This is a genomic window from Bacteroides sp. AF25-38AC (genome assembly GCF_003602995.1).
Taxonomy (GTDB): domain Bacteria; phylum Bacteroidota; class Bacteroidia; order Bacteroidales; family Bacteroidaceae; genus Bacteroides; species Bacteroides uniformis.
Window position 1 is genome coordinate 1 of record NZ_QTMD01000035.1, and the last position, 26,515, is coordinate 26,515.

The 26,515-nt window shown below is 47.9% G+C and carries 22 protein-coding genes and 2 tRNA genes; 3 read left to right on the plus strand and 21 right to left on the minus strand.

Annotated features, from left to right (window positions below; all coding sequences use genetic code 11):
• Nucleotides 1-80 precede the first annotated feature (80 nt).
• Nucleotides 81-698, minus strand: coding sequence for a fumarylacetoacetate hydrolase family protein (locus DWY55_RS18375; RefSeq protein WP_117879233.1), 618 nt, complete (start codon nucleotides 696-698; stop codon nucleotides 81-83).
• Nucleotides 698-1,354, minus strand: a complete 657-nt coding sequence (locus DWY55_RS18380; protein ID WP_016274430.1) for a redox-sensing transcriptional repressor Rex — start codon at nucleotides 1,352-1,354, stop codon at nucleotides 698-700. The genes DWY55_RS18375 and DWY55_RS18380 overlap by 1 nt, the downstream gene beginning before the upstream one ends.
• Before the next feature lie 150 nt (nucleotides 1,355-1,504).
• Between DWY55_RS18380 and DWY55_RS18385 the strand changes: the two genes are divergently transcribed.
• A complete protein-coding gene (locus tag DWY55_RS18385; protein ID WP_005833443.1) occupies nucleotides 1,505-1,852 on the plus strand; it encodes a translation initiation factor in 348 nt (115 codons plus the stop codon).
• Nucleotides 1,853-1,959: 107 nt separating this feature from the next.
• On the opposite strand, the gene tsf is transcribed toward DWY55_RS18385, so the two are convergent.
• The 12 genes from tsf to carB all read right to left on the minus strand — a co-directional run bounded on the left by tsf (nucleotide 1,960) and on the right by carB (nucleotide 14,700).
• Entirely contained in the window at nucleotides 1,960-2,952 is a 993-nt protein-coding gene (tsf, locus tag DWY55_RS18390) for a translation elongation factor Ts (protein WP_005829605.1), read from the minus strand.
• A 122-nt stretch (nucleotides 2,953-3,074) separates the two neighbouring features.
• Entirely contained in the window at nucleotides 3,075-3,908 is an 834-nt protein-coding gene (gene rpsB / locus DWY55_RS18395; protein ID WP_005829604.1) for a 30S ribosomal protein S2, read from the minus strand.
• Between the two features lie 172 nt (nucleotides 3,909-4,080).
• On the minus strand, nucleotides 4,081-4,467 hold the full coding sequence (rpsI, locus tag DWY55_RS18400; RefSeq protein WP_005829603.1) for a 30S ribosomal protein S9: 387 nt from the start codon (nucleotides 4,465-4,467) through the stop codon (nucleotides 4,081-4,083).
• A 6-nt stretch (nucleotides 4,468-4,473) separates the two neighbouring features.
• Nucleotides 4,474-4,935 (minus strand): 50S ribosomal protein L13, encoded by a 462-nt coding sequence (rplM, locus tag DWY55_RS18405; RefSeq protein ID WP_005829602.1) that lies wholly within the window; start codon nucleotides 4,933-4,935, stop codon nucleotides 4,474-4,476.
• Nucleotides 4,936-5,270: 335 nt separating this feature from the next.
• On the minus strand, nucleotides 5,271-5,762 hold the full coding sequence (locus tag DWY55_RS18415; protein ID WP_035450126.1) for a DUF4488 domain-containing protein: 492 nt from the start codon (nucleotides 5,760-5,762) through the stop codon (nucleotides 5,271-5,273).
• A gap of 151 nt (nucleotides 5,763-5,913) precedes the next feature.
• The gene (asnS, locus tag DWY55_RS18420) at nucleotides 5,914-7,317 is read right to left on the minus strand and encodes an asparagine--tRNA ligase (protein ID WP_005829597.1); all 1,404 of its coding nucleotides are present in this window, start codon (nucleotides 7,315-7,317) and stop codon (nucleotides 5,914-5,916) included.
• A gap of 29 nt (nucleotides 7,318-7,346) precedes the next feature.
• Complete coding sequence (locus tag DWY55_RS18425) at nucleotides 7,347-8,831, minus strand: pseudouridine synthase (protein ID WP_008664272.1); 1,485 nt, start codon at nucleotides 8,829-8,831, stop codon at nucleotides 7,347-7,349.
• A gap of 136 nt (nucleotides 8,832-8,967) precedes the next feature.
• A complete protein-coding gene (gene purB, locus DWY55_RS18430; RefSeq protein WP_005829591.1) occupies nucleotides 8,968-10,314 on the minus strand; it encodes an adenylosuccinate lyase in 1,347 nt (448 codons plus the stop codon).
• Between the two features lie 158 nt (nucleotides 10,315-10,472).
• Nucleotides 10,473-10,547, minus strand: a tRNA-Val gene (locus DWY55_RS18435).
• Between the two features lie 31 nt (nucleotides 10,548-10,578).
• Nucleotides 10,579-10,653 (minus strand) — tRNA-Val (locus DWY55_RS18440).
• A gap of 130 nt (nucleotides 10,654-10,783) precedes the next feature.
• Nucleotides 10,784-11,344: a sugar O-acetyltransferase gene (locus DWY55_RS18445; RefSeq protein ID WP_016274434.1), complete on the minus strand. Its 561-nt coding sequence runs from the start codon at nucleotides 11,342-11,344 to the stop codon at nucleotides 10,784-10,786.
• A 128-nt stretch (nucleotides 11,345-11,472) separates the two neighbouring features.
• Nucleotides 11,473-14,700, minus strand: a complete 3,228-nt coding sequence (carB, locus tag DWY55_RS18450; RefSeq protein ID WP_005829587.1) for a carbamoyl-phosphate synthase (glutamine-hydrolyzing) large subunit — start codon at nucleotides 14,698-14,700, stop codon at nucleotides 11,473-11,475.
• A gap of 641 nt (nucleotides 14,701-15,341) precedes the next feature.
• On the opposite strand from carB, the gene DWY55_RS18465 reads away from it, so the two are divergent.
• Both DWY55_RS18465 and trpS read left to right on the plus strand, forming a co-directional pair.
• A complete protein-coding gene (locus DWY55_RS18465) occupies nucleotides 15,342-15,986 on the plus strand; it encodes an HU family DNA-binding protein (RefSeq protein WP_022401787.1) in 645 nt (214 codons plus the stop codon).
• A gap of 74 nt (nucleotides 15,987-16,060) precedes the next feature.
• Nucleotides 16,061-17,155, plus strand: a complete 1,095-nt coding sequence (gene trpS, locus DWY55_RS18470; RefSeq protein WP_005829577.1) for a tryptophan--tRNA ligase — start codon at nucleotides 16,061-16,063, stop codon at nucleotides 17,153-17,155.
• A 156-nt stretch (nucleotides 17,156-17,311) separates the two neighbouring features.
• Here the strand turns inward: trpS and DWY55_RS18475 are convergent, their stop codons facing one another.
• The 7 genes from DWY55_RS18475 to DWY55_RS18505 all read right to left on the minus strand — a co-directional run bounded on the left by DWY55_RS18475 (nucleotide 17,312) and on the right by DWY55_RS18505 (nucleotide 26,479).
• Entirely contained in the window at nucleotides 17,312-18,505 is a 1,194-nt protein-coding gene (locus DWY55_RS18475) for an OmpA family protein (protein WP_009037822.1), read from the minus strand.
• Between the two features lie 129 nt (nucleotides 18,506-18,634).
• On the minus strand, nucleotides 18,635-20,551 hold the full coding sequence (mutL, locus tag DWY55_RS18480; protein WP_005829573.1) for a DNA mismatch repair endonuclease MutL: 1,917 nt from the start codon (nucleotides 20,549-20,551) through the stop codon (nucleotides 18,635-18,637).
• Between the two features lie 39 nt (nucleotides 20,552-20,590).
• Nucleotides 20,591-20,881 carry a hypothetical protein gene (locus tag DWY55_RS18485; RefSeq protein ID WP_005829571.1) on the minus strand — a complete coding sequence of 97 codons (291 nt, stop codon included), beginning with the start codon at nucleotides 20,879-20,881 and terminating at the stop codon, nucleotides 20,591-20,593.
• Between the two features lie 4 nt (nucleotides 20,882-20,885).
• On the minus strand, nucleotides 20,886-22,607 hold the full coding sequence (locus DWY55_RS18490; protein WP_022401785.1) for an OstA-like protein: 1,722 nt from the start codon (nucleotides 22,605-22,607) through the stop codon (nucleotides 20,886-20,888).
• 25 nt (nucleotides 22,608-22,632) lie between these two features.
• Nucleotides 22,633-24,000 carry a peptidylprolyl isomerase gene (locus DWY55_RS18495; protein WP_005829568.1) on the minus strand — a complete coding sequence of 456 codons (1,368 nt, stop codon included), beginning with the start codon at nucleotides 23,998-24,000 and terminating at the stop codon, nucleotides 22,633-22,635.
• A gap of 10 nt (nucleotides 24,001-24,010) precedes the next feature.
• A complete protein-coding gene (locus DWY55_RS18500) occupies nucleotides 24,011-24,859 on the minus strand; it encodes a peptidylprolyl isomerase (protein ID WP_022401784.1) in 849 nt (282 codons plus the stop codon).
• A 57-nt stretch (nucleotides 24,860-24,916) separates the two neighbouring features.
• On the minus strand, nucleotides 24,917-26,479 hold the full coding sequence (locus DWY55_RS18505) for a peptidylprolyl isomerase (protein WP_022401783.1): 1,563 nt from the start codon (nucleotides 26,477-26,479) through the stop codon (nucleotides 24,917-24,919).
• Between the last annotated feature and the right edge of the window lie 36 nt (nucleotides 26,480-26,515).

The following is a 26,515-nucleotide window of genomic DNA, read 5'->3' on the forward strand; positions in this document are numbered from 1 at the left end:
CGTTTTGAAGTCATAATAGTAACACATTTATTAGTTTGTAAATGTGTCTACCTATATCAAGATAAGACAGCTAAACATATTTACCGGATATTGAAGTCAAGTACTTTCCCTTCCCCAAGATAGCCCTGCAAGTGCTGTCCGATGCTGATGGGACCTACTCCCACAGGGGTACCCGTGAACAGCAAGTCACCGATTTTCAAGGTCATGAAGCGGCTGACATAAGCAATGATTTCATCTACCCGGAACAGCATGTCCGATGTATGGCCACGTTGCACCTCCTTATCATCAATCGTCAAATGGAAGTCCAAATTCTGTACATTGCCGCCCACTTGTTCCAAAGGGACAAAGGTGCCGATAGCTGCCGAATTGTCGAACCCTTTGCAAAGCTCCCACGGATTACCCGCCTCACGGAACTTACGTTGCAAGTCGCGTGCCGTGAAGTCGATGCCCACCGTCACCGCATCGTAATAGCGATGGGCAAAGCGAGGAGCAATATTCTTGCCCAAACGGCAGATGCGCACCACCACTTCCGTCTCATAATGCACCTCGTTGGAAAAATCGGGGATAAAGAAAGGCTTGCCATCTTTCAGAATGGCCGAATCGGGTTTCAAGAAAATAACCGGTTCCTTATTCTCGTGTGTATGTCCCAGCTCTTTGTTGTGCAGAGCATAGTTCATTCCTACAGCAATAATCTTCATTACTTGATCTCATTAAAGTTCAGTCTGTTAAACATCACGGCCAGATGGGCATAAAGGGAAGTGTTCTGCACGACAATGTTCTCGGGAACACGGATACGGAACGGGGTGAAGTTCCATACGGCCTTGATACCGCCCTCTACCATGGAATCCGTTATCTGCTGGGCTATTTCGATAGGTACCGTCAGCACGCCTATATTGACATCGTACTCCTGCATCTTCTGCTTGAACTTGTCCGAGTGATAGATGGGGATGCCGCTCAGTGTCGTACCCACCAGTTCGGGCTTCACATCGAAAGCAGCCACTATCTCCAAACCGAAATGGCTTAGGCCCGAGTCGCGCAGCAAGGCACCTCCCAAGCTTCCGACACCGAACAGAAAGGCTTTGTGTATATTGGTAAATCCCAGGAAGTCCTCCAGTACAGCTATCAGTGTGTCCACCTCATAGCCCACACGCGTACGCCCCGAGATATTGACATACGAAAGGTCTTTGGCAATTTGTGAAGCATCAATATTGATTTCCTTGGAAATCTGGGTGGATGATACGAATCGTTCCCCCTTTTGTTTCAGCAACTTTACATTAGAAAGGTACCACGGAAGCCGGCGCAAGGTAGGTTCCGGCACCTTCATGGTTTCTTTTTTCTGTAACGGACTGCTCATAGTTTCTTATTTAAGTTCTCAATATTGCGATTGGCAAAAGTAGTGCTTTTTTTCTAATCAGTAACACGGATGCAACAAAAGCTTAACATAATTTCTAATTGCATAATTCCACATAATATCGTACTTTTGGGAAGTTTAAAAGAAAGAAGTATGAAGAATAATGATTGGAAAGAACGGTTGAATATAGTCTATTCCACCAACCCGGACTACAACTATGAGATGAATGACGATGAGGAGCAAGCTACCCTCCCCCCTGCACAACAACGCCTGCGTGTACAGCTGGACCGCAAGAACCGGGGTGGCAAAGTCGTCACTCTTGTCACCGGTTTCGTGGGCACCGACAATAATCTGAAAGAACTGGGCAAATTGCTGAAAAGTAAATGTGGAGTAGGCGGAAGTGCCAAAGATGGAGAAATCATCGTGCAAGGCGACTTCAAACAACGTGTCATCGACCTCCTGAAGGCAGAAGGATACACGCAAACCAAGCCCGTGGGATAAACGCATCATCCGTCTCACTGCAACTGTAGAGGCATAAAAAAGTGACCGTTTAGGAATTCAACTCCATATACGGCCACTTCTTTTTATAGAATCGTTTCTAAGCGGAATTATTCAGCGCGCAAAGTAAAACGTTTGAAGTCAACAACCTTCAATTCAGGATCAGCCTCTTTCAAGACTTCTCTAACTGTCTTCTTGCCGTCCATGATGTCTTCCTGGTTTAGCAAGCAAACTTCTTTCAAGAACTTGCCAAGACGGCCCTTAGCAATATTCTGAATCATTTGTTCAGGCAGATGTGCAGCTTTCTCGGCAGAAACAGTAGCAATGATTTCCTTTGCCTTTGCCACGTCTTCAGCAGTAATCCAGCCTTTGGCCATGTTGCTTTCCATGTGGTCTTCGCTGTCCACGTGAGCCGGGTTGATACCAGCCTTCTTCAAAGCGGCCTCAACAGCCTTCTGTACCTGTTCAGCTTTTGTCTTCTCGATAGCAACATCTATTTCCTTCTGCTTGATTTCTTCAGATACGCCATCTTCGTCTACTGCAATCGGGTTCATGGCAGCAATCTGCATGGCAATCTGCTTAGCCAGTCCTTCTTCAACAGCCTTGTTGAAAGCAACAATAGTGCAGAGGCCATTTCTGTTCATGTGGTTATAAACCACAGTGCTTGCACCTTCTACAGTCATGTAACCATCCAACTCCATCTTCTCGCCAGTGATACCGCTACGGTCTGTTACAGCATCCTGTACAGTACCGTTGCCCATCGGCAGAGCTTTTACTTCGTCCAGAGTCTTGCACTTGTTAGCCACGGCAAGGTCCAGAATGTCCTGAGTCAATTTCACGAAATCAGCATTCTGAGCCACGAAGTCAGTTTCGCACTTCAGAGCGATGATAACGGCAAAGTCACCCGTAGTCTTAGCCAGCACACAGCCTTCAGAAGCCTCGCGATCTGAACGCTTAGCTGCAACAGCTTGTCCCTTCTTACGGATAATTTCCATTGCCTTGTCGAAATCGCCTTCAGCTTCAGTCAAAGCATTTTTGCAATCCATCATACCAGCACCGGTCATCTTGCGGAGCTTGGTTATATCAGCCATACTTACAGCCATAATATCTTTTTATTTTAATTGTTAATAATATCCTTATAAAGTAATTGAGAGTTGAGAATAGAGAATTGAGAATTGCCGTAAAGTAACTCTCAACTTTCAATTCTCAACTCTCAACAGTATGATTAAGCCTCTTCTTCCTTCATGAAAGCAGCAGCCTTAGCGGCATTGATTGCTTCCTCGTCGGACTTGTCGAGTCTTGCTTTTGTAGCTTTCTTCTTACCTTTGTTGGCAGGAGCTTCACCGGCAGCTTCCATGTCTACCTTTTCGGCCTTACGTTCTTCCAGACCTTCCTGCATAGCAGCGCAGCAAGCATCAAGAATAACTTCTACTGACTTAGTAGCGTCATCATTTGCCGGGATTACGAAATCGATATTCGTAGGATCGGAGTTTGTATCAACGATACCGAATACGGGAATCCCCAGACGGTTAGCTTCACGAACTGCGATGTTTTCCTTCATTACGTCGATAACGAACAGAGCAGACGGCAGACGAGTCAGGTCAGCGATAGAGCCCAAAGTCTTGTCCAACTTTGCACGTTGACGTGAAATCTGAAGAATTTCTCTCTTGGAGAGGTTTGAATAGGTACCGTCGCTTGTCAACTTGTCGATGGTAGCCATCTTCTTGACAGCCTTACGGATAGTCGGGAAGTTAGTCAACATACCACCCGGCCAACGCTCGATTACATAAGGCATATTTACAGATGCAGCCTTATCGGCAACCACCTGCTTAGCTTGTTTTTTAGTAGCAACAAACAGGACTTTCTTTCCTGATTTAGCGATTTGCTTCAAAGCTTCAGCAGCTTCGTCAATTTTAGCAACCGTCTTGTTGAGGTCAATGATGTGAATACCATTGCGCTCCATGAAGATGTAAGGAGCCATTGCAGGGTTCCACTTTCTTTTCAAGTGACCGAAGTGGCAACCGGCTTCTAATAATGTATCAAAATTTGTTCTAGACATTTTCTTTTAAATTAATCGTTTACTTTCTTTTTTGTTTCTTCTAAACCAACCGCCGGGTAGTCTGAATCTGAAGAGTCCCGGTAGTTTAGATACTAAACGCTTTTTCAGTTGAGAGTTGAGAGGTGAAAGTCGAGAATTAAGCAACTTGTCCGCCCCAACCGTTCTCCAACTCTTAACGTTTACTGAACTGGAATCTACGACGTGCTTTCGGTTGTCCCGGTTTCTTACGTTCAACAGAACGAGGATCACGAGTCATGAAACCTTCAGAACGGAGAGCAGCCTTGTCCTCAGCATTGATTTTCACCAGTGCGCGGGCAATTGCCAAACGCAAAGCCTGAGACTGGCCGGTGAAACCGCCACCGCAGAGATTAACTTTGATGTCGTACTTTTCAGCAACACCCAGCTTATTCAACGGCTGTTTAACTACATACTGAAGAATGCTTGATGGAAAGTACTCTGCGAGGTCTCTCTTATTAATAGTAATCTTTCCAGTACCTTCGCTTACGAAAATACGTGCAATTGCACTTTTACGTCTGCCTAATGCATTTACTACTTCCATTATCTCTTATTTAAGTACGTTAATATCAATCATTTTCGGGTTCTGAGCATCGTGTTTGTGCTCGCTGCCGGCATATACATACATATTGCCCAGCAATTTTGCGCCCAACTTGTTCTTAGGCAACATACCCTTTACTACTTTTCTCAGTAACTTGTCATCACCGTTCGGTTTTGCCTGCAAACGGGCAGGAGTGATTTCTCTCTGGCCGCCAGGATAACCTGTATATGACAGATATACCTTGTCATTCCACTTGTTACCGGTTAATTTTACTTTGTCGGCGTTGATAATGATTACATTATCGCCACAATCTACGTGAGGGGTAAAGTTAGGTTTATACTTTCCTCTCAACAGTTTCGCAACTTTTGCGCCCAGACGACCCAATACCTGGTCTGTAGCGTCAACAATGACCCATTCTTTAGTCACTGTAGCTTTGTTTGCAGAAATGGTCTTGTAACTTAAAGTATCCACTCTTAATTGTTTTTTAAAATGTTACTACTAAAATTTTTTCTTCACCGCAAGCCAGTCATCCCGGACAATGGAAGATTAACTCGCTATGAATTAAATGCTTATCCTTTTGAGATAATAATCGGCTTGCAAAGGTACGGTTTTTCTTAGAACTGGCAAAAGTTTTCCACTTTTTTTTAGAGAGCCACTTGGCTGATATACAACAGACAAAGTTATCCTGCGGAGAAAGGGAAGAATCTCCGCAGAACAACTCTTTATGATGCGGCCTTCATCGGTCGGTGCCGTCATAGAAGGCTTTCAAAGCTGCATGAGAAAGAAACGGGAAAGAGAAAGAAATATCAACGGACAAGGTCTTCGGGAAATTTTGCAGGCATGCCCACCCGCTTCCATGTTTCATGGAACCATGTATTCAGTTCATTACCATTCAAGTCCTTAGCTATAAAATACTTCAGGTACATTACCCCGTCGTCCCCTATTTCAAACTCCAGTATATTGTCTTTATGGTCCAACATGGGCAAATGGATGTTTTTCTCAATGCTTTCCTTATAGGAATTATCCGTCAGCTGCTGATAAGTCCCATATCCAGTGATGATGGCATCTTTGCCTGGAATAATTGTAAAATTGACAATACGGCCGTCATCACTCAGCACTTTAAAGGTGTTACTCGGTTTCAATATCCCGGGAACATCCGGGATTTCAGACACATAATGACATAACTGCCAAATTCCTGCCAGTTCCGCAGGCCTAAACTCTGCGCTCTCCTGCGCATTGGCTCCCGCTACCGCAAGCAGCACCGCTGCCAGCATGGTAAAGAAATAGTTCCGTTTCATATTCGTATGATGTTGGTTAACGTTATGTCGTTCCGTTAGACACAAATATAAAGATTTATTTTGAGATTATAACATTTTTGGGTATAAAAAAACCGCACAAACAACAGAATGTTTGTGCGGATGATTTTATCCAGTTTGTATATTCCGAAACTTAGAACTCGGCGTTGCGCGGCGTACGCGGGAACGGTATGACATCACGGATATTCGTCATGCCCGTAACGAACAGCAGCAAGCGCTCAAAGCCTAAACCGAACCCGGAGTGGGGACATGTACCGAACTTACGGGTATCGAGATACCACCACATATCCTTCATCGGGATGTGAAGTTCGTCAATGCGCGTCATCAGCTTGTTGTAATCCGATTCACGTTCGGAACCGCCAATGATTTCTCCAATCTTCGGGAAGAGTACATCCATGGCACGCACGGTCTTGCCGTCTTCGTTCTGCTTCATATAGAACGCTTTGATTTCCTTCGGATAGTCAGTCAGGATAACCGGACGCTTGAAGTGGTCTTCCACCAGATAGCGCTCATGTTCGGAAGCCAAGTCAACTCCCCAGTACACCGGGAATTCAAACTTATGCCCTTTGGCAACAGCCTCTTCCAATATCTTGATACCTTCCGTATAAGGCAGGCGCACGAAGCTTTCTTTCAAGACACCTTGCAGACGTTCAATCAAGCCCTTATCAAACATGTCATTGAGGAACTTCACATCGTCGGCACAGTTGTCCAAAGCCCACTGTACACAATATTTAATGAAATCTTCCGCCAGGTCCATATTGTCCGTAATATCATTGAACGCTACTTCCGGCTCAATCATCCAGAACTCTGCCAAGTGGCGGGGAGTATTGGAATTCTCGGCACGGAACGTAGGACCGAATGTATAGATGGCTCCCAATGCAGTAGCGGCAAGTTCGCCTTCCAACTGTCCGGAAACAGTCAGGCTGGCCTGCTTTCCGAAGAAGTCATCATCGTAAATAATGGAACCGTTCTCATCTTTCTTCAAGTCGTAAAGGTTCTTCGTAGTCACCTGGAACATCTGGCCTGCGCCTTCGCAGTCGGAAGCCGTGATAATCGGAGTATGAAAATAGAAGAATCCTCTGTCATGGAAGAACTTGTGGATGGCAATCGCCATATTATGACGAATACGGAACACAGCCCCGAACGTATTGGTACGGGGACGCAGATGGGCTATCTCACGGAGGAACTCCATGGAATGACCTTTCTTCTGCAACGGATACGTGTTATCGCAAGTTCCCAGCACTTCGATTTCGCGGGCCTGCACTTCGGCCTTCTGACCGGAACCGACAGATTCCGTCAGCACACCGTTTACGCTCAAACAAGCACCGGTAGTAATCTCTTTCAGCATCTCCTCATCGAAGTTACCCAAGTCTACTACAATCTGCACATTATTTATTGTAGAACCGTCATTCAGCGCGATAAAGTTTACTTGCTTACTACCTCTGCGGGTACGAACCCAGCCCTTCACGTTGACCATAGCGCCAAAATCTTCACGCTTCAGCAGGTCAACAATCTTTGTTCTACTAATCTTTTCCATAAAACAGTTATTATACCTTATTATATATATTACTCAAAAGAACCCATGCGCAGGAAGTTCACCTCTTGTTCCGTGAGGTAACGCCATTCGCCGCGGCGCAGGCCTTTCTTGGTTAAACCGGCAAAATACACACGGTCCAGTTTCATCACCTTGTATCCCAGCGATTCGAAGATACGACGCACGATACGGTTCTTGCCGGAGTGGATTTCAATACCGACATCATCTTTCTTGAAGTCATCCGTATAGCTGATGGCATCTGCATGGATTTCCCCATCATCCAGTTGAATGCCGGCTGCAATCTGCTCCATATCGGCTTTTGTCAGGTTCTTGTCCAAATGCACATGATATATCTTCTTCTTCAGATACTTGGGATGCGTCAGCTTGGAAGCCAGGTCACCATCGTTTGTCAGCAGCAATACACCTGTAGTATTGCGGTCCAGACGACCTACCGGATAAATACGTTCGTCGCATGCGCCCTTCACCAAATCCATCACCGTGCGACGTGCCTGGGGATCATCCGAAGTAGTCACTGTATCTTTCGGCTTGTTCAGCAGGACGTAAATCTTACGTTCGATGCTGACCGTCTGGTCGTGGAACTTCACTTCATCGCCACGCTTAATCTTGGTTCCCAATTCCGTTACCACCTCTCCGTTTACAGAAACGACTCCAGCAGTGATGAATTCATCAGCCTCGCGACGGGAGCAAACACCGGCATTGGCCAGGAATTTGTTCAGGCGGATAGGCTCGTTCGGGTCCACAAACTGCTCCTTATATTCTATCTGTTTCTTCTTGCTGTACTTAGCATTGGGGTCATAATCGGCCGAACGACGGACTGGACGGCTATAGCTGTCTCTGTTGCCGTATCCGCCAGGTCTTCCACCACCCGAATTGAAGCGTGGACGATAAGGACGGTCACCACCCTCATTATTGTAGCGAGGACGCTGCGGACGGTCGCCATCTTCGCTGTTGTAGCGCGGACGATAGGGACGGTCCGTATTATAAGAACGGTCGCTGTTGTAGGAGCGGTCGCCGTTATAAGGACGTTGCGGACGGTCACCACCCTCATTGCCATAACGCGGGCGCTGCGGACGGTCACTATTATAAGGGCGTTGCGGACGGTCGCCACCTTCGCTGTTATAGCGCGGACGGTAAGGACGGTCACCCGAATTGTTTCCATAAGGGCGTTGCGGACGGTCGCCGCCTTCGCTGTTATAGCGCGGACGATAGGGACGGTCGCCATTATCGTTATTGTAACGAGGACGCTGCGGACGGTCACCATTGTCCGCACCAGGATTAAAGCGCGGGCGATAAGGGCGGTCACTGTTATAAGGACGCTGCGGGCGGTCCCCGTTTTCACTGTTAAATCTGGGGCGATAAGGACGGTCGCCATTATCACGGTTGTAAGACGGACGGCTGTAGCCACCTTCCTTGTTAAATTGGTTACCATCGCGGCCGGCACCTGAGTTCTCCTCTGCGGAAGAAGCATCACGCCAAGTTTCGTTTTCTGTACTCATTGTTTTTTATTCGAATAAAATTAAACCTTGGCCTCACGGCCATTCATTGTCTCTATTATACCTTGAATTTTATATGTTTCTATAACAATTGCCGGAGTAAAAAGTTGAAATTCCTCCGGTACACTTCTGTGGTTGCTTAAATTCCCGTATAAGTATGGGGGGTAATCACCCGCAATTCTTTCTTTATCTCTTCACTTACATTCAGTCCCTCTATAAATTCCTTGATAGACGCTTCCGTAATGGCCTGATTGGTACGGGTCAACGCTTTCAACGCTTCATAAGGATGCGGATAGGCCTCGCGGCGCAGAATGGTCTGGATAGCCTCGGCCACCACGCTCCAGCAATTGTCCAGGTCACGGTAGATGGCCGGTTCGTTCAACAGCAACTTACGCAACCCCTTCAAAGAACTTTGTATGGCAATAATGATATGCCCGAACGGCATACCCACATTGCGGAGCACGGTAGAGTCCGTCAAGTCACGCTGCAAACGGGAAACCGGCAGTTTTACCGCCAAGTGCTCAAGAATAGCATTCGCCATGCCCAGGTTTCCTTCCGCATTTTCAAAGTCAATCGGGTTCACCTTGTGCGGCATCGCGCTGGAGCCCACCTCACCGGCTTTAATCTTCTGCTTGAAATATTCCATAGAGATATATTGCCAGAAGTCACGGTTCATATCAATCATCACCGTATTGATGCGCTTCATGGCATCAAAGATGGCAGACAGATTATCGTAATTGGATATCTGGGTAGTATACTCCTCGCGTTCCAAGCCAAGCTTTTCGGAAACGAACTTATTGCCGAATGCCTTCCAGTCATATTCCGGATAAGCCACATGATGGGCATTGTAATTACCCGTAGCGCCACCGAACTTTGCTGTCACCGGACAAGCCTTCAGCGTTGCCAACTGGCGTTCCAGACGGTAGACAAACACCATTACCTCCTTGCCCAAACGGGTAGGCGAAGCCGGTTGTCCGTGTGTCTTGGCAAGCATGGGGATAGCGGCCCACTCTTCCGCATAAGCACGGAGCTGCGCTATCAGTTCCTCTATTTGAGGATAGTACACCTGCTCCAGCGCCTCCTTTACAGACAAAGGAACAGACGTATTGTTGATATCTTGTGAAGTCAGGCCAAAATGGATGAACTCCTTATAGTCGTCCATACCACCCAACTTGTCAAACTCTTCTTTTAAGAAATACTCCACAGCCTTCACATCATGGTTCGTCACGCTCTCAATATCCTTGATGCGTTGCGCGTCGGCTTCGGAGAAGTTACGGTAAATGTTTCTCAAGGTTTCGAAAACGCCCTTATCCACCCCTTTCAGTTGCGGCAAAGGCAGCTCACACAGCGTGATAAAGTATTCTATTTCAACTTGTACACGGTATTTAATCAGTGCAAATTCTGAAAAATAGGCAGCCAAAACATCCGTTTTGCCTCTGTATCGACCGTCAATCGGAGAGATTGCGGTAAGTAAATCAAGTTTCATACGTCGTATTTATGATGATAATTATCGGACTGCAAAATTACTGCTTTTTTCTGAGTAACAAGACATAAAGGATAAAGATTTTAAGAAAAGGAAGTTAACGGATAAAAAAAATGGCCTTACAATCACTTGCAAGACCACCTTCGAATGAAAATTTCCAGTGGGCGTTGACGGATTCGAACCGCCGACCCTCTGCTTGTAAGGCAGATGCTCTGAACCAGCTGAGCTAAACGCCCTTTTGATGAACGAAAGTGCTTGGATTTTGTGTGGGCGTTGACGGATTCGAACCGCCGACCCTCTGCTTGTAAGGCAGATGCTCTGAACCAGCTGAGCTAAACGCCCGTACACTTCCGTTTCAAAAGCGATGCAAAGGTACAGCTTATTTTGACATTACCAAAACTTTTGCATAATATTTTTCGATATTTTTTTAGTCATTTAGCGACACGCTCTGTTTCTCAAGCATTTAGTACGTTCACTTTTTTGCCTCATTTTTCCGGATGACCTTTGCCGGATTACCAACGGCTATGCTATCGGATGGAATATCTTTCGTCACCACACTACCCGCACCGATGATACAACGGTCGCCGATGGTGACGCCTGGACACAAAATGGCACCGCCGCCAATCCAGCAATCCTCTCCTATCGTCACCGGATAGGCATATTCCTTTTCCGTACGACGCTCGATATAATCCATCGGATGATGGGGAGTGTATATCTGTACGCATGGACCGACCAACGTATGGGCACCAATCGTGATATATCCCCCGTCCAGGAAAGTGCAATTGGCATTGACAAAGACATGCTCACCCAGCCGGATACCATCCCCATGGTCGCAATGGAACGGCGGACAGATGACGGACGTGGCGGGAATGCCCGGTACCAGCTCCTCCAGCAAGCTCCGGTAATCCTCATCGTAAGTACTCATCACACGCATTTTTGCCAGCAAGCGCTTGGCATGCTCGAACTTCACCTGTATCTCCGGAACGGACATATCCGCCAACTGGGAGCTACGCATTTTTTCCACTTCATTCATATTGTTTCTTCTTTTGATTCATACAGAGACTCAGCCCCGAACAAAAATACGGAAATAAACGCAGTATACCAAAAGAGCGGAAAACCTTTCGGCTTTCCGCTCCTGCAATCGTTTATAGAGCAAACAATTTATTTGTACTCCTGCCAGCTCTTAATCTGGATATCTTCCAGCTTCATTTCGCAGAATGCCTCGATAAAGGCACTTGCCAGGCGGGCATTGGTAATCAACGGAATGTTGTGGTCGATGGCACCGCGACGAATCTTGTAGCCATTGGTCAGCTCGCGTTTCGTATGGTTCTTCGGAATGTTGACAATCAGGTCGAAGGCATGGTCGGCAATCATCGTCATCACGTTGTTTTCCGCATCCGGGCGTTCATCCGGCCAGTAAACGGCTTCCGTCGTCACGCCATGGGCGTTGAGGAAAGCGGCTGTACCTGCCGTAGCATAAATCTTATAGCCTTTGGCAAAGAGCATGCGGCTGGCATCCAGCAAATCCACCTTGGACTTCATGGCTCCGGAGGAGAACATCACGCCCTTCTCGGGACGGGGGATTCTGAATCCGGTAGCAATCATGGCATTCAGCAATGCTTCGGAGAAGTCGTCGCCAATACAGCCTACCTCGCCCGTAGACGACATGTCCACACCCAATACCGGGTCTGCCTTGTGCAGACGGGAGAAGGAGAACTGGCTTGCCTTCACACCGATACGGTCGATGTCGAATGCCGACTTGTCCGGTTGTGTATAGGGAGCGTCCAGCATGATGCGGGTAGCAGTCTCGATGAAGTTACGCTTCAGCACCTTGGATACGAACGGGAAGCTGCGCGATGCACGGAGGTTACACTCGATAACCTTCACCTCGTTGTTGCGTGCCAGGAACTGGATATTGAAAGGACCGGAAATATTGAGTTCCTTCGCAATCTGGCGGCTGATTTTCTTGATGCGGCGTGCCGTTGCAAAGTAAATCTTCTGTGCCGGGAATACCAGCGTAGCGTCACCGGAGTGTACACCGGCAAACTCTACGTGCTCGGAGATGGCGTATTCTACCACTTCACCGTTTTGGGCAACAGCGTCGAACTCAATCTCCTTGGTGTTCTGCAAGAACTGGGATACCACCACCGGATATTCCTTAGATACCTCAGCAGCCATCTTCAAGAAGTTTTCCAGTTCTTCTTCATCGTAGCATACGTTCATCGCAGCACCGGAGAGTACGTAAGACGGACGCACCAGTACCGGATAGCCCACCTTCTCTACAAAGCCTTTCACATCTTCCAGGCTGGTGAGTTCCTGCCAAGCCGGTTGGTCGATGCCCAGCTGGTCGAGCATGGCAGAGAACTTGTTACGGTTTTCGGCACGGTCGATGGAGATGGGGGAAGTACCCAACACGGGAACTGACTGGCGGTGAAGCTTCATAGCCAGGTTGTTAGGAATCTGTCCACCCACGGACACGATGACACCGCGCGGCTGCTCCAGGTCGATAACGTCGAGCACACGTTCGAAGGAGAGCTCGTCGAAGTAGAGACGGTCGCACATGTCGTAGTCCGTAGAAACGGTTTCGGGGTTATAGTTAATCATGATGGACTTGTAGCCCAGCTTGCGGGCAGTCTGGATGGCATTCACCGAACACCAGTCGAACTCTACAGACGAACCGATGCGGTAAGCGCCCGAACCAAGCACAACCACTGATTTTTCATTCTTATAATAGTTCACATCATAACCCTGAACGGCATACGTCATGTAGAGGTAGTTCGTCAGTTCCGGATGTTCGGAAGCCACCGTATTGATGCGCTTCACGGCGGGCAGGATGCCCAGCTCCTTACGACGGGCGCGTACGGTAAGGTTTTCCTTCTCCATATTGCCTTGCGGATTCAGCACGAAGCGGGCAATCTGGAAGTCGGAGAAGCCAAGCACTTTGGCTTCGCGCAGCACGTCGGCGGGGATGTCTTCCACCTTATTATATTGGGAAAGTTTCTGCTTGTAGTCTACGATGTTCTTCAGCTTGCCCAAGAACCAGGGGTCAATCTTGGTCAGCTCAAAGATGCGGTCGATGGCATATCCCTTTTCCAGAGCCTCGGCAATGGCAAAGACGCGCAGGTCGGTAGGATGTGACAGTTCGTAATCCAAGTCATCGAACTCCACTCCCTCATTGCCCACGAATCCGTGCATTCCCTGACCAATCATACGCAAGCCCTTCTGGATAATTTCTTCAAAGGAACGTCCGATAGACATGATTTCGCCTACCGACTTCATGCTGGAGCCAATTTCGCGGCTGACACCTACGAACTTTGTCAAGTCCCAACGCGGAATCTTGCAAATCAGGTAGTCAAGCTGCGGAGCTGCATATGCCGAGTTGGGAGTTCCCATCTCGCCGATTTGGTCGAGCGTATAGCCCAACGCAATCTTGGCAGCCACAAATGCCAGCGGATAACCGGTAGCCTTGGAAGCCAATGCGGAAGAACGGGACAGACGGGCGTTCACCTCGATGACACGATAGTCGTTTGTCTCGGCGTTGAACGCATACTGGATGTTACATTCGCCCACGATGCCCAGGTGGCGGATACATTTGGTGGAGAGCTCCTGCAACATTTTCACCTGCTCGTCGGTCAATGAGCAAGTGGGAGCCACTACGATGGACTCACCCGTATGAATGCCCAGCGGGTCGAAGTTTTCCATGCTTGCCACCGTGAAGCAGTGGTCGTTGGCATCGCGGATTACCTCGAATTCAATTTCCTTCCAACCCTTCAGAGACTCTTCTACCAGAATCTGCTTGGAGAAAGTGAAAGAGCTTTCGGCCAATTTAATGAAGGCTTCCTCGTCCGGACAAATACCGCTTCCCAGTCCACCCAGAGCATAAGCCGAGCGCACCATCACGGGGTAGCCAATCTCGCGGGCTGCCTTCAGTGCGTCTTCCATGCTCTCCACAGCGTGGCTCTTCGGAGTCTTCATCGGAATCTCGTCCAGCTTCTTCACAAAGAGGTCACGGTCTTCGGTGTACATAATCGCCTCAACGGAAGTACCCAGCACGCGCACGCCATATTTCTGAAGAATTCCGTTCTGATAGAGTTCCGTACCGCAGTTCAGCGCCGTCTGTCCGCCGAATGCCAGCAAAATGCCGTCGGGACGTTCTTTCTTGATGATTTCTTCCACGAAATAAGGAGTTACCGGCAAGAAATAAACTTGATCGGCGATACCTTCCGATGTCTGGATAGTAGCAATGTTCGGGTTTACCAAAACAGAACCGATACCTTCTTCGCGCAACGCCTTCAGCGCCTGCGAACCGGAATAGTCAAACTCTCCGGCCTGACCAATCTTGAGCGCACCAGAACCCAAGACAAGCACTTTCTTTAAATTCTTTTCCATATTCTCTTGTTGTCTATTAAGTTACGAGTTACAAGCTACGAACTACGAGTTGTAGCTATTTCACAAAAAAAATGCGTCACCCAATAAAGGATTAACGCATTACCAAAGAACTAAAAATATCTTTCTCGAAAAAAGAGAAACTGACGGCTCCCAAATGAAATTCATTCGAACGGAGGTTATATTTGCTTCTCATTTCCTGCGATTGCATAGTCTCTTTAAAATTTGTGCAAAGTAACGACTTATTTACGAAAAGAGCAAATTGTGGCATATTTTTTTGTATAAAAGAAACGTCATCCTCCATAATAGAAGAGCGGCCGTCGCCCGCAACCGAAATCTTTTTCCGAAAAATGCGATTCCATATAAAAAAGAAAGACTATATCTCAGTAAAGGCATTTGCGGATAAATATGAAGATTCTCCCCACCAAAACTTGCTTTTCTCGCCACGGAAACTTACCTTTGTGCCTATACAAAAATAGAACAAGGATTCTGTTTCTACAAACAAAGCCTTTATTCTTAAAAATAAAATTTCTATTCCTTGGAATAAAGGCTTTATTCTAAGATTTCTCCGCCACCAAAAGAACTTTGCTCCGCAGGGAAAAGGACTTTGCAACGAAGGAAAGAAAAGAAAGGAGAACGCAACAATGACCACACGCTACCAAATGAAAGAAATGCCCGACTTGCAAGGCACGGGCGAACCAATCACCTACCCCAAGATGGTGATGACCGGACAGACCGGCACGCGCGAACTGGCGGAATACATCGCCATGACCTCGGGATTCTCGAAAGGCGTAACCGAAGGAGTTATCTGCGAGCTGGGCGAAGCCCTGGCCCACGAAATGGGAATGGGACGCTCGGTGAAGATAGAAGGATTGGGCGTATTCACCCCCGCACTGTCCATCTACCCCGACAAAGAACGCGAACAGCCCCAAGAAAGCAGCACGAAGCGAAATGCACGGAGCATCTACGTAAGCGGCGTGAACTTCCGCACGGACAAGGCCTTGATTAGAGAAACCAACCATTGGTGCGAACTGGAACGTGCCTCCTGGAAACCCGCACACTCGTCGAAGAAATACACCCCCGAACAACGTCTGGCTCTGGCGCATCAGTATCTGGACAAGCACGCCTTCCTTACTGTCAGCATCTACCGGCAACTGACCGGACTCGTCCGCTCCACCGCCACCGTGGAACTGCGCAAATGGGCACATACTCCCGGCAGCGGAATCGATACAAGCGGCATCGGAAGCCATAAGGTATACGTGAAAAGGAAAGAAAGCGTCATCCCTTGAGGTTTCGATAATTATAGGTATCTTTGCCGGTCTTAATGGCTTTTATACAATGAAGAAACTAAAAAATACATAATATGGCAAAAGAAAAAATCATCCTTACGGGCGACCGCCCCACAGGACGCCTGCACATAGGACACTATGTAGGCTCATTGAGAAGAAGAGTGGAACTGCAAAACTCCGGCTTATACGACAAGATTTTCATCTTCATCGCCGACGCACAAGCGCTGACGGACAATATGGAGAACCCGGAAAAGGTGCGCCAGAACGTCATCGAGGTGGCATTGGACTACCTGGCTTGCGGACTGGACCCGACGAAGAGTACTATCTTCATCCAATCCCAGATACCGGAACTCTGCGAACTGACCTTCTACTATATGGACCTGGTGACCGTGAGCCGCCTGCAACGCAACCCGACGGTAAAGACCGAAATCCAGATGCGTAATTTCGAGACAAGCATCCCCGTAGGTTTCTTCACCTACCCCATCAGCCAGGCAGCGGACATTACCGCCTTCCGCGCCACTACCGTGCCCGTGGGCGAAGACCAGGAGCCGATGATTGAACAAGCTCGTGAAATCGTACGCCGTTTCAACTATATATATGGTGAAACCCTCGTGGAACCGGAAATCCTGTTGCCCGACAATGCAGCCTGCCTGCGCCTGCCGGGAACGGACGGCAAAGCCAAGATGAGCAAGAGCCTCGGCAACTGTATCTATCTTTCGGACTCTGCCGACGAGGTGCAGAAGAAGGTGAAGAGCATGTATACCGACCCCGACCACCTGCGTGTGCAAGACCCCGGAAAATTGGAAGGCAACACCGTATTCACTTACCTGGATGCCTTTTGCCGTCCGGAACACTTCGGCCTTTATCTGCCCGAATATCCGAATCTGGACGAACTGAAAGCCCACTACCAACGTGGCGGTCTGGGCGACATGAAAGTGAAGAAGTTCCTCAACGAAATTATGCAGGAGACACTGGAGCCTATCCGCAACCGCCGCAAGGAGTTTGAAAAAGACATCCCCGCCATCTACGACATGCTGAAGAAAGGTTGCGAAACTGCCAGGGAAACCGCTGCCGCAACCTTGGACGATGTACGCAAGGCTATGAAGATAAACTACTTTGATGATGCGGAACTGATTGCAGAGCAAGTAAAGAAATTCGGCGGAGAATAAGGGATAGGAGATACGAGTTACAGAAGTTACGAGTTACAAGGAGCTACCTGTTACAAGTTACTGGTTACAAAAAATGAGGGGCATGCGTCATAATAACGCATGCCCCTTCTCATTTCTATAACTCGTAACTCCTTGTAGCTTGTAGCTCGTAGCTTTCTAATTGGCAGATTTCACCAATACCACACGGTTCAGAATCGGCTGTCCGAACTTATCGACACCACCACCGGCATCCACCTTCAGGCGGTCAGCAGGAATTCCGTATTGTTTTACCAATACATCGACCACGGCTTGTGCACGCTTCAAACTCAACTCTTTGTTGAATGCCGGCGTACCGGTTGCAGAGTCTGCATATCCGTTTACAGTGTAAGTGGCGTTCGGGAACTGTTTCATCTGGTCTGCCAGATAAGACAAGTTCATTGCTTCACGTGGAGAGACTTCGGCAGAACCGATATTGAAGAATACGGTACGCGGTGCTATATCCGGATCGGGAACAATCACTTCGGTTTCCGTAACTTCGGCCACCGGCTGGTTCTGTGCAGCCACCAATGCATTCTGCAGCTGCTGGTTGGCAGCTCCCATCTCTGCAAGCTGTGCCTGCATGGCAGCCAGCTCTACCTGAGAAATCAACTGAGGCATCGGGCGACGGAATCCACGGGCGGGGAAACGGTATGTCAACCCTACCGTTGCACTCAGCACGCCATCATATCCATGATCGCCGCCAACTTCGCCATCGAACTTATCTTCAACGCCCATTGCGCTCAGCTCCAGGTTAATATCTATCGCATTGGAAATACGGAAGCGATTGATGATACCCGCGTTTACAGACAGAGCTTCGCGGTGAGGCTTTGTGTAGTTGTGAGTGAAGCCAGCACCTACATAAGGAATGATTTCATACACACGGTGCTGGTTGTATCCTCCAAACAGCGCATTCAGATTGAACATCACATCTCCGTGCAGATTCATATAGTCGAAACGCTGTTTGTAGTAGCCGTCATCCATCTGAGTGCCTTTCACGTAGTCAGCACCTGCATCATATGTATATCCTCTTGCCTGAAGGCCGCTATATTGCAGACGTACTCCCAGTCCCGGGGTGAACCATTTGCCGATGGCAAAATTCAGCGTCGGACTGATACGCTTGCCAAAACTTCCTGCCTTATCATTATCTCCAAAAGTTGCTTCGGCACCACCGCCTATAGAGAAAAACCAATTACTCCAGAACGGATTAGTGATTACCTGATATTTATCCTGAACCTGGATAACACCAAATTCTTCCACAACTTCAGTCTTTTGCTGCGCCATGGCAACAGAAGACACACCAGCTAAAGCCAGTAACATTAGAATCTTTTTCATATACCTTAAAATAGTTAAGTGGTTAATTAAACTCTTTATCATTCAAACTGTCTAATTAACGCCAACAGAACTAAAAGGTTCTGAATATTTGTACTTTTTTTGCCTTGATGCAAAAGAAAGTACTCTTCCTTATTTGGAGAAAAGCTTTTCTATGTCGTCTTCTTTAATGGTCGCCAGCACCGTCTTTCCGTCCGGAGTATAATTCGGGGATGGGCATGCAAACAGATTGTCCACGAGATTGGACATTTCCTCGTTGCTCAGCACTTGTCCATAGACGATGGCCGCAGCACGTGCCAAGGTCGATGCAAGAATTGTCTGCACCTCTTCCTTAACGTCATTCCCTTTTTCCATAGCAGTATGTACCATATTCCGGACCAATTCTACCGGGTTCAACCCCTCTATGCCCGAAGGTATGCCGTTGATGGCATAGCTGCCGCCACCCAGCGGGCTCAAATCGAAGCCTACTGCCGACAAATCTTCCAATATACTTTCCAGTACGGCAGCTTCCGAAGCCGGCAACTGGATAATCTCCGGAAACAATACCCCCTGGGATACGCCTTGTTTCTGTCGAATCTGGCTCATATAGCGGTCGAACAATACCCGGACATGCGCCCGGTGCTGGTCTATCAGCATCAGACCCGATTTAACGGAAGTCAGAATAAAACGCCCCTTGAACTGGAAGTGTTGCGCTCCTTTCTCTACCGTTGCCTCATTGCCATAGAAAGAGGCGCTTGCCCCGGAAGGAACCGTTTCCTGGAAATAAGGAACCCTCTCCTCCTCTCTTGGAGCCGTACCGGTAACCGTATCCTCTACAAAAGGCTCTTCCTCCATCGGCTCGTTCATCCTGCTGGCTTTTTCCAAACCGGAATAAAGCCCCTCCCACTCCACTTTGGGGCGCGAATAATTGCCACCGCCTCCATAGGAAGAAGCGGAAGACGTCTTGAAGGGATTGAAATCCGTGTTATAGTGTACCTTCGGAGGCTCTATCGGACGAGCCTGCTCGAATGCAGGAATATCCGGCATGTCCTCGGTATCAAAATCGATAGTAGGTATAGCGCTAAACTTGCCTAAGGATTCCTTGACCGCAGCCGACAGAATCTGCCAGATAGCCTGCTCATTCTCGAACTTAATCTCCGTCTTCGTCGGATGGATGTTCACATCGATATTGGCAGGGTCTACCTCGAAATAAATAAAGTAGGAGATTTGCTCACCGGCAGGAATCAGCTGCTCATAAGCGTCCATCACCGCTTTGTGGAAATAGGGGTGACGCATATAACGCCCGTTCACAAAAAAGTATTGGTGCGCTCCTTTCTTGCGCGAGGTTTCCGGCTTGGCAACAAAACCGGAAATCTTTATCATCGTCGTATTGACGTCTACGGACAGCAACTGCTGATTCAGTTTCTTTCCGAAAACTGCCATGATGCGTTGCCGCAAAGGCATTACCGGAAGATTGAACAATTCCGTATCATTACTATACAGATAGAAGGCTACCTCAGGATGCACCAGCGCTATACGCTCGAATTCCGTAAGGATATTGCTCAACTCCGTAGAGTTGGCTTTCAGGAATTTACGCCGGGCAGGAATATTGAAGAATAGGTTCTTGATGGAAAAATTGCTTCCCTTAGGGCAGGAAACGGCTTCCTGGCCCTCGACTTTAGAGCCGGCAATCAACAGTCGCGTCCCCAGTTCCTCGCTGGCTGGGCGTGTTTTCAACTCCACTTCAGCTACCGCAGCAATGGAAGCCAACGCTTCTCCACGGAAGCCCATGGTGCGTAGGGCAAACAAATCGGCAGCTTCGCGTATCTTTGAAGTTGCATGGCGTTCAAAAGAAAGACGCGCATCCGTTTCGGACATCCCCTTTCCGTCATCAATCACCTGGATGCAGGTCTTGCCCGCATCGGTAATCAGCACATGTATTTCCTCTGCTTCGGCATCAATTGCATTTTCCACCAATTCCTTCACAACAGATGCCGGACGCTGAATCACCTCTCCGGCAGCAATCTGATTGGCAACCGAATCGGGCAGCAAATGAATGATATCGCTCATGATAATGTTTAATGATTAGAGATTAATGATTAATCATTATTAAATGATTCCGTTACTGATGGCATACCACAGATAAATCAGCACAGCTATGACAACAAGGATTATGCCCAAATGCATCGGCTTACGTCCGCTCTCCTTGCGCCGCTTCAAGTGAGTTGTTCCTTCTATGAATTTGCCCCGTATATCCTCGGGCGAGAATTCCTTTTCCGGCAGCATACCCAGGTCACGCTTGGCGTTTTCTTCCATCTTCGCCAACTTCTCTTTCCGCTCATCCACATAGATATAGCTATGATTGAAGCCACGAGGCTTCCGCATTGCAAACATTCCCATGACGCTACTTATTATTTCGTTTAATATGCATATTCCTTGGCGAAGTTACAGGTTTCCGGTCACTTTTCTTCAATACTTCACCTGCTTTTTTAGCCCTCCACTCGAAGATGTCCTCCTTGTTGAGCGGACGGATGTAGTCGAACCAAACAAAAGAAGGCAGCCTGCTCTTATCTGGTGGAATCTGGTCCAAAGGATAGGCTGTACCGGTAGTCTTTCCAACAAAGACTCCGCGCTCCATTCTTCTCTCCTTCAAGTACATTTTCAAAAGTCCACCTTCCGAATAGTTCATCATAATCAGCGAACTGTCCTTCTCCTCTACCGGATAATACACCACCAATACATTGCCGTTTACCTCCACCAGACGCATGTCTCCATCTATGAAGAAAGCTTTCATCTCCTTACCGGAAACTTGGTTATAGTGAATACTGTCCTTTTTCTCTACCGTCAGGGCCTGATTGATGATATGTGCCCAGTCGATGGTACTATCGTTCATGTAAATTTTAATTTCCTCGCCCAACAACTGTTGTTCCCCGTGCCACAAGATAGGGTCGGTGTACATCGTCATGCAAGAGTCCTTGGAATTATACACCAACGAATCGCATACGGCCTGCACATCCGTGCGATAAGCACGCACCTTATGATAGGCACGCATCTCCCGGTACATGGAATCGGTATTCATATGGTAGGTAATCAGCCGCAAAGTATCACCGTGCATAAACAGACTGTCGCCCTGCGAATAGTCGATAGCTACGGCACGTTTGGTGGCAACGGCGCTTCCGGTCAGTTCGTTGTAGAAACAATAGTCGCCAGTCAACATGTTCCGGTTGACCGTATCATTCATCTGTACATTGTCAAAAGCCTCGCCGTATCCCAAGATGCGGTCGTAGAAAAGGCTGTCACCGGTCAGTTTCTTGCCTTCGTTAGTCAGTACGGAACGGTCGAGCAGTTCTGCCTGCTCAGTAGTCGTATTGTACACGCCACGTTCGGAATAAATATGATTTTGGTCACTCACAATGTCGGAGGGTCCTAAAATTGTGGCAATCTTAGTAGCTGTACTATACTTCAAGGTATCCGAAGTCAAAACAAACTTCGGGTTGACCAGCTTCACGTCGTGGTTGAAGACAGCCAACTTGGTGGCAGGGCTATATTCTCCCCATTCGGAAGTCAGCACATTATCCTCGTCGGTCAGCGTACCGCCTTCGAAGTAATAGCCCAAATCGTACAGACGGTCATAGTTCAAACTGTCGGTTGTCAGCACCGTATTACGATTTATCATACGTACATTCTCACGCAGCATGGCCAGCTGCGACATGCCGTCATAATACAGATAGTCTCCATAGATAAACAAGGTGTCGCCCTGCTCCATACGCACATTGCCGAATGCCTCCACAGAATTTATCTTTTCGAATATCAGCGCACTGTCACAGAACATGTACATACTGTCATGCTTCATCCTCACCGAGCCGATGAGTACCTGCACATCAGGACGCAACTGTTTGTCCGCCTGCGCCTCATCTGCGTACAACAAATCGACGCGCGTCTTCTTCTTTTCCGGCGTCTCCGTCTTTTTCTGTTCAATCGAGTCCACTTTCTTCTTCTCTGGTGCACCAGTACTCTTCTTCTTGTCCTGCGCACTCAGCAGACAGATACCAAACAAGCATAGAATACCTACCAGGAGGTATCTATGCTTGTTCAGGAAATGATTTTTTGTATTCTTCTTTTGCATACAAATCTATGTAAATTCTTCCGGATTATTCTTTAATCCAGCCCGGATACTTGAACGTACAGTTATTCTTCCAATTATCCTTGATACGGACATATGTGTGCTTCTGCTTCTCACGAATCCACTTGTCCAGCACTTCGTCGCGGCGTTTCTCCAACACAATCTCTTTCAAGTTCTGATAGTCATCGGCAATGGTAGCCTTGTGTCCCGTCGTACGGCTCTTCAGTTTCACAATCACACACTCTTCTTTTCCGGTCTTTTGCGGAATCATGGTGAAGGCTTCGGAGATTTCGCCCACTTTCATCTTATCCACCACCTTGGCTATTTCAGGGGGAAGTTCCTGCATCTCAAAACGGGAAGTGTTCGTATTGGGATTCGGCAACAAACCATGATTGTTACGCGTATCCTTATCCTGCGAAAGCACTGAGGCAGCCTCTTCAAAAGAGAACTTGTTATTGCGGATATCATCGGCAATAGAATCCAAACGGGCACAACCGGCAGCCAGAGCTTCTTCCGGAATATGCGGTTTCAACAGAATGTGGCGTGTTTTAATACGGTCACCGCGCTTCTCTATCAACTGAATGATATGGAAACCATATTCAGACTCTACAATCTTGGAAACCTTGCTGGGGTCTTGCAAGTTGAAAGCTACATTGGCATAAGCGGGGTCCAGCATACCGCGTCCCGAAAACTCTATTTCACCGCCACGCATGGCCGAGCCACGGTCCTCGGAGTACAGACGAGCCAACATGGAAAAGCTTTCGCCCTTATTGACACGGTCGGTATACTCACGCAGACGCCTCTTTACATCTTCTATTTCCTCCAAAGGAACCTTGGGCTGCTGAGTGATAATCTGCACCTCCACCTGGGTAGGGATATAAGGAATGCTGTCCTGCGGCAAATCCTTGAAGTAACGGCGCACCTCAGCCGGAGTTATCTTAATCTCACCCACCAGTTTCTGCTGCATCTTCTGAACCTTCAATCCTTCACGGGCATTCTCGCGCAGCGTTTCACGAATCTGGCTGGAAGTCTTGTTGAAGTATTCCTCCATTTTCTCGCGCGAACCGATGTTGGCGATGTACATGTTCGTCATATAGTCCACACGCTGGATAACCTCACTCTCGGATACTTCGATACTATCGAGGGCAGCCTGGTGAAGATACAGCTTCTGCACGGCTATCTCCTCCGGTATCACGCAATAAGGGTCACGGTCAAATTTGCGTCCTTCATACAATGCACTCATACGTGCCTCTTCCACTTCGGACTTCAGTATAGCCTCGTCACCTACTACCCACACTACCTCGTCAATCACGTTGTCTTGTCCATAAACGGTAGAACCGACTAATAGCGTCAAGGCAAATAAAATTACAAACTTAAAGTTCATACACTGTTTCATTCTTGGTGTCTTATTCTAAATAATATTTAATCTTGTCTCTTTTCACCGCCCGTTGGTACAAATCATCCTTCACTTGCTTCATGAATTCCACCTGCTTCACGTTCAGCAGCATATCCTTCACTTGCCCACGGGCAAACTCATAGGGTTCCTGCTCTCCCATCGGGCGATAATCGCTCACATTCAGGAAATAATGGAAAGCCGTATCCTTCAGCTCTACATGGCGATTCTTGTCCAGATACTCGTCCACATCAGGAACCTTCAAGGGCAGCATATCCAGCACTTCCGATACCGGCACCCATTTATCATAAAAATACTCATACTTCACAGCATTCTGCAGACTGTACTTTTCCAGATGTTCCACCGCCTCACGGGTTTCCGTCTTGTACCAGCGACGAACATTACCCAGCTGCGGGGCTGTCAAAGGAACTTTGATGAACAAGCCTTTCATCAACGGACGTTCCACCTTGAAGAGCGCCTGGTTCTTCTCGTAATACTCCGTCAAGTCTTGTTCTGAAATCTCCTCTGATAGCCGCTGATGTATTAAAGCCTGCTGATAGGTATGCATTATCAATGCTTTGCGATAATTCTCCACAAGTTTATCAATCTCACCGTTATTGGGAATATTGCTCTGCGCTTTATCGTACAGCAAAATATCTTCCACCCAATTACGGATATAATGTTCTGCAAACAACAGACTGTCGTCTTTGGACAAACCGGCAGGAAGTACCGATTGCAAATCTTCCCGGTAAAGGAAATTGCCGTCCAACTCCACTAACGGTGTCCGCCCTTTATGGTCGTGCTGCTCGCTGCACGCCGCACAGAGAAGGAAAATTAAAAGCCCAAAGCAGGTTGTTCGCATCACCAACTGATATTTACTTCGTTTTGAGGTACGAAGATAGTGTTTTAATCGGTTGCATCAGTGATTATTAACGGTTTTTAAAACCTCTTGGTCAATTTCAACCTTACCGGCAGCACGCAACTTTGCCACCCAATGCGTTTCCAAATAGTTCCGATAAGCGGTTACGAGCGGCTCTCGCACCTCTTGCCAACTATCTGGTCCCTTCTGCTTACGACCTTGTACAGCAGTAAAGGGAAATGACAAAACCGGGGTTGCATTCTTCCCTTTGAACACCAATTCATCCACATATGCATTATCACCGGGAGCAAATAATCCTTGCTCTGCCCGCACCTTGGGAGTATCGCCGGCATTGAAAGTGAGACGGATGGCATCCATCCACTCCTCTTCCGGAATCTGTTTCAGAAATTTCCGTACTTGCTTCGCCACCCGCTTGGTAGTACAATGCAGCACAATACCCTTATAACGCGGTTCGTCCCAATGGAAGTCCGAACGGTGCGCCTCAAAATATGCTTTCAATCCCGCTTCATCCACCACACTCCTCTTTCCCACTTCACGGTCAGTGATTTCGGCAAGCAACATGCTGTCACGATACCCCTGCACCAACGCACAGAATTCGGGATGCTTCAATTCCAGACGGGAGTTTTCATAGTCCAGAATCGTTTTTACTGTAAAAGCCTCCAACTGTCTGCGCGTCCCTGCCGGATAAACAGCGGCAAATCCGGCAAACTCTTTTCCACCGTATGCCTTGCCATCCAGTGTAAACAATACACGGGAAGTGCTTCCTTTGGCCAGCAGTTCGTCGATACCGGCTTTATCCGGCATATAGTGATATTCTTTCTTCAGTTTATCCACAAAAGCCCGCGTTCCTTTATCCATTCCATGACGACGGGTTTGACAACGGATTATCTTGTCCTTCATCCTCTCAAAAGGAAGGATTTCCTGCTGTTCGAGTACTTTCACGATATGAATGCCTTGAGGAGTGAGGAACGGACGGGAAATCTCTCCGGCATTCAACCCGAATACAATATCCTCAAACTCCACCGGCATCTGCAGCCAACCCACCCAAAACGCTTTCTTCTCATCGGAAAATTGCTCGACGCAAGCATCGAAAGACGGCACAGCTCCCCCTTCCTTTGCAAGAGCCCTGTAGATAGAATCCATCCTGGACTCCATCTCACGCAAGGTATGACCGGAAATATTCTGGGGGAGATATTTAAAAATATGCTTCACATATACCCGGCCCGCACGCCGGCCGGATTTCATCTTGTCATAATACTGCCGTGCCTCCTGCTCTGCCGTCTCCTCATCTGTCAAGTATGATTTAATCAGACAGCGGCGATACTCATCCTGCTCCTTCTGGAAGACACGGGAAGTATCCAATCCCACAACTTCGGCAGCCTCTATTTTCAGCCTGAAGTCTATAAACTTATTCACATATGCATCCAATGCCTTCCGGCCTGCACCGACAGAGGTACCGCCCTTATTATAGCTACGTTCGAATTCAGAACGGAGGACCTCCTTTCCATTGATACGCATCAGTACCGGATCGTCCTGGGCCGAAACAGCCAATCCGAACCCGAGGAAGAAAAACACCCAAAACAATCTAACCATAAGCACCATCCGTTCTTTTTATACGGCTGCAAATATAAACAAAAT

Bases quoted from the DNA above. Each gene is read 5' to 3' on its own strand.
- DWY55_RS18500 (WP_022401784.1), bottom strand. From the start codon at position 24,859: ATGCGAACAACCTGCTTTGGGCTTTTAATTTTCCTTCTCTGTGCGGCG.
- DWY55_RS18380 (WP_016274430.1), bottom strand. From the start codon at position 1,354: ATGAGCAGTCCGTTACAGAAAAAAGAAACCATGAAGGTGCCGGAACCT.
- DWY55_RS18490 (WP_022401785.1), bottom strand. From the start codon at position 22,607: ATGCAAAAGAAGAATACAAAAAATCATTTCCTGAACAAGCATAGATAC.
- DWY55_RS18375 (WP_117879233.1), bottom strand. From the start codon at position 698: ATGAAGATTATTGCTGTAGGAATGAACTATGCTCTGCACAACAAAGAG.
- mutL (WP_005829573.1), bottom strand. From the start codon at position 20,551: ATGAGCGATATCATTCATTTGCTGCCCGATTCGGTTGCCAATCAGATT.
- DWY55_RS18495 (WP_005829568.1), bottom strand. From the start codon at position 24,000: ATGAAACAGTGTATGAACTTTAAGTTTGTAATTTTATTTGCCTTGACG.
- trpS (WP_005829577.1), top strand. From the start codon at position 16,061: ATGGCAAAAGAAAAAATCATCCTTACGGGCGACCGCCCCACAGGACGC.
- DWY55_RS18445 (WP_016274434.1), bottom strand. From the start codon at position 11,344: ATGAATGAAGTGGAAAAAATGCGTAGCTCCCAGTTGGCGGATATGTCC.
- asnS (WP_005829597.1), bottom strand. From the start codon at position 7,317: ATGGAAAAGATTAGTAGAACAAAGATTGTTGACCTGCTGAAGCGTGAA.
- DWY55_RS18465 (WP_022401787.1), top strand. From the start codon at position 15,342: ATGACCACACGCTACCAAATGAAAGAAATGCCCGACTTGCAAGGCACG.
- DWY55_RS18415 (WP_035450126.1), bottom strand. From the start codon at position 5,762: ATGAAACGGAACTATTTCTTTACCATGCTGGCAGCGGTGCTGCTTGCG.
- tsf (WP_005829605.1), bottom strand. From the start codon at position 2,952: ATGGCTGTAAGTATGGCTGATATAACCAAGCTCCGCAAGATGACCGGT.
- rpsB (WP_005829604.1), bottom strand. From the start codon at position 3,908: ATGTCTAGAACAAATTTTGATACATTATTAGAAGCCGGTTGCCACTTC.
- DWY55_RS18425 (WP_008664272.1), bottom strand. From the start codon at position 8,831: ATGAGTACAGAAAACGAAACTTGGCGTGATGCTTCTTCCGCAGAGGAG.
- carB (WP_005829587.1), bottom strand. From the start codon at position 14,700: ATGGAAAAGAATTTAAAGAAAGTGCTTGTCTTGGGTTCTGGTGCGCTC.
- DWY55_RS18475 (WP_009037822.1), bottom strand. From the start codon at position 18,505: ATGAAAAAGATTCTAATGTTACTGGCTTTAGCTGGTGTGTCTTCTGTT.
- DWY55_RS18385 (WP_005833443.1), top strand. From the start codon at position 1,505: ATGAAGAATAATGATTGGAAAGAACGGTTGAATATAGTCTATTCCACC.
- DWY55_RS18505 (WP_022401783.1), bottom strand. From the start codon at position 26,479: ATGGTGCTTATGGTTAGATTGTTTTGGGTGTTTTTCTTCCTCGGGTTC.
- rpsI (WP_005829603.1), bottom strand. From the start codon at position 4,467: ATGGAAGTAGTAAATGCATTAGGCAGACGTAAAAGTGCAATTGCACGT.
- purB (WP_005829591.1), bottom strand. From the start codon at position 10,314: ATGAAACTTGATTTACTTACCGCAATCTCTCCGATTGACGGTCGATAC.
- DWY55_RS18485 (WP_005829571.1), bottom strand. From the start codon at position 20,881: ATGGGAATGTTTGCAATGCGGAAGCCTCGTGGCTTCAATCATAGCTAT.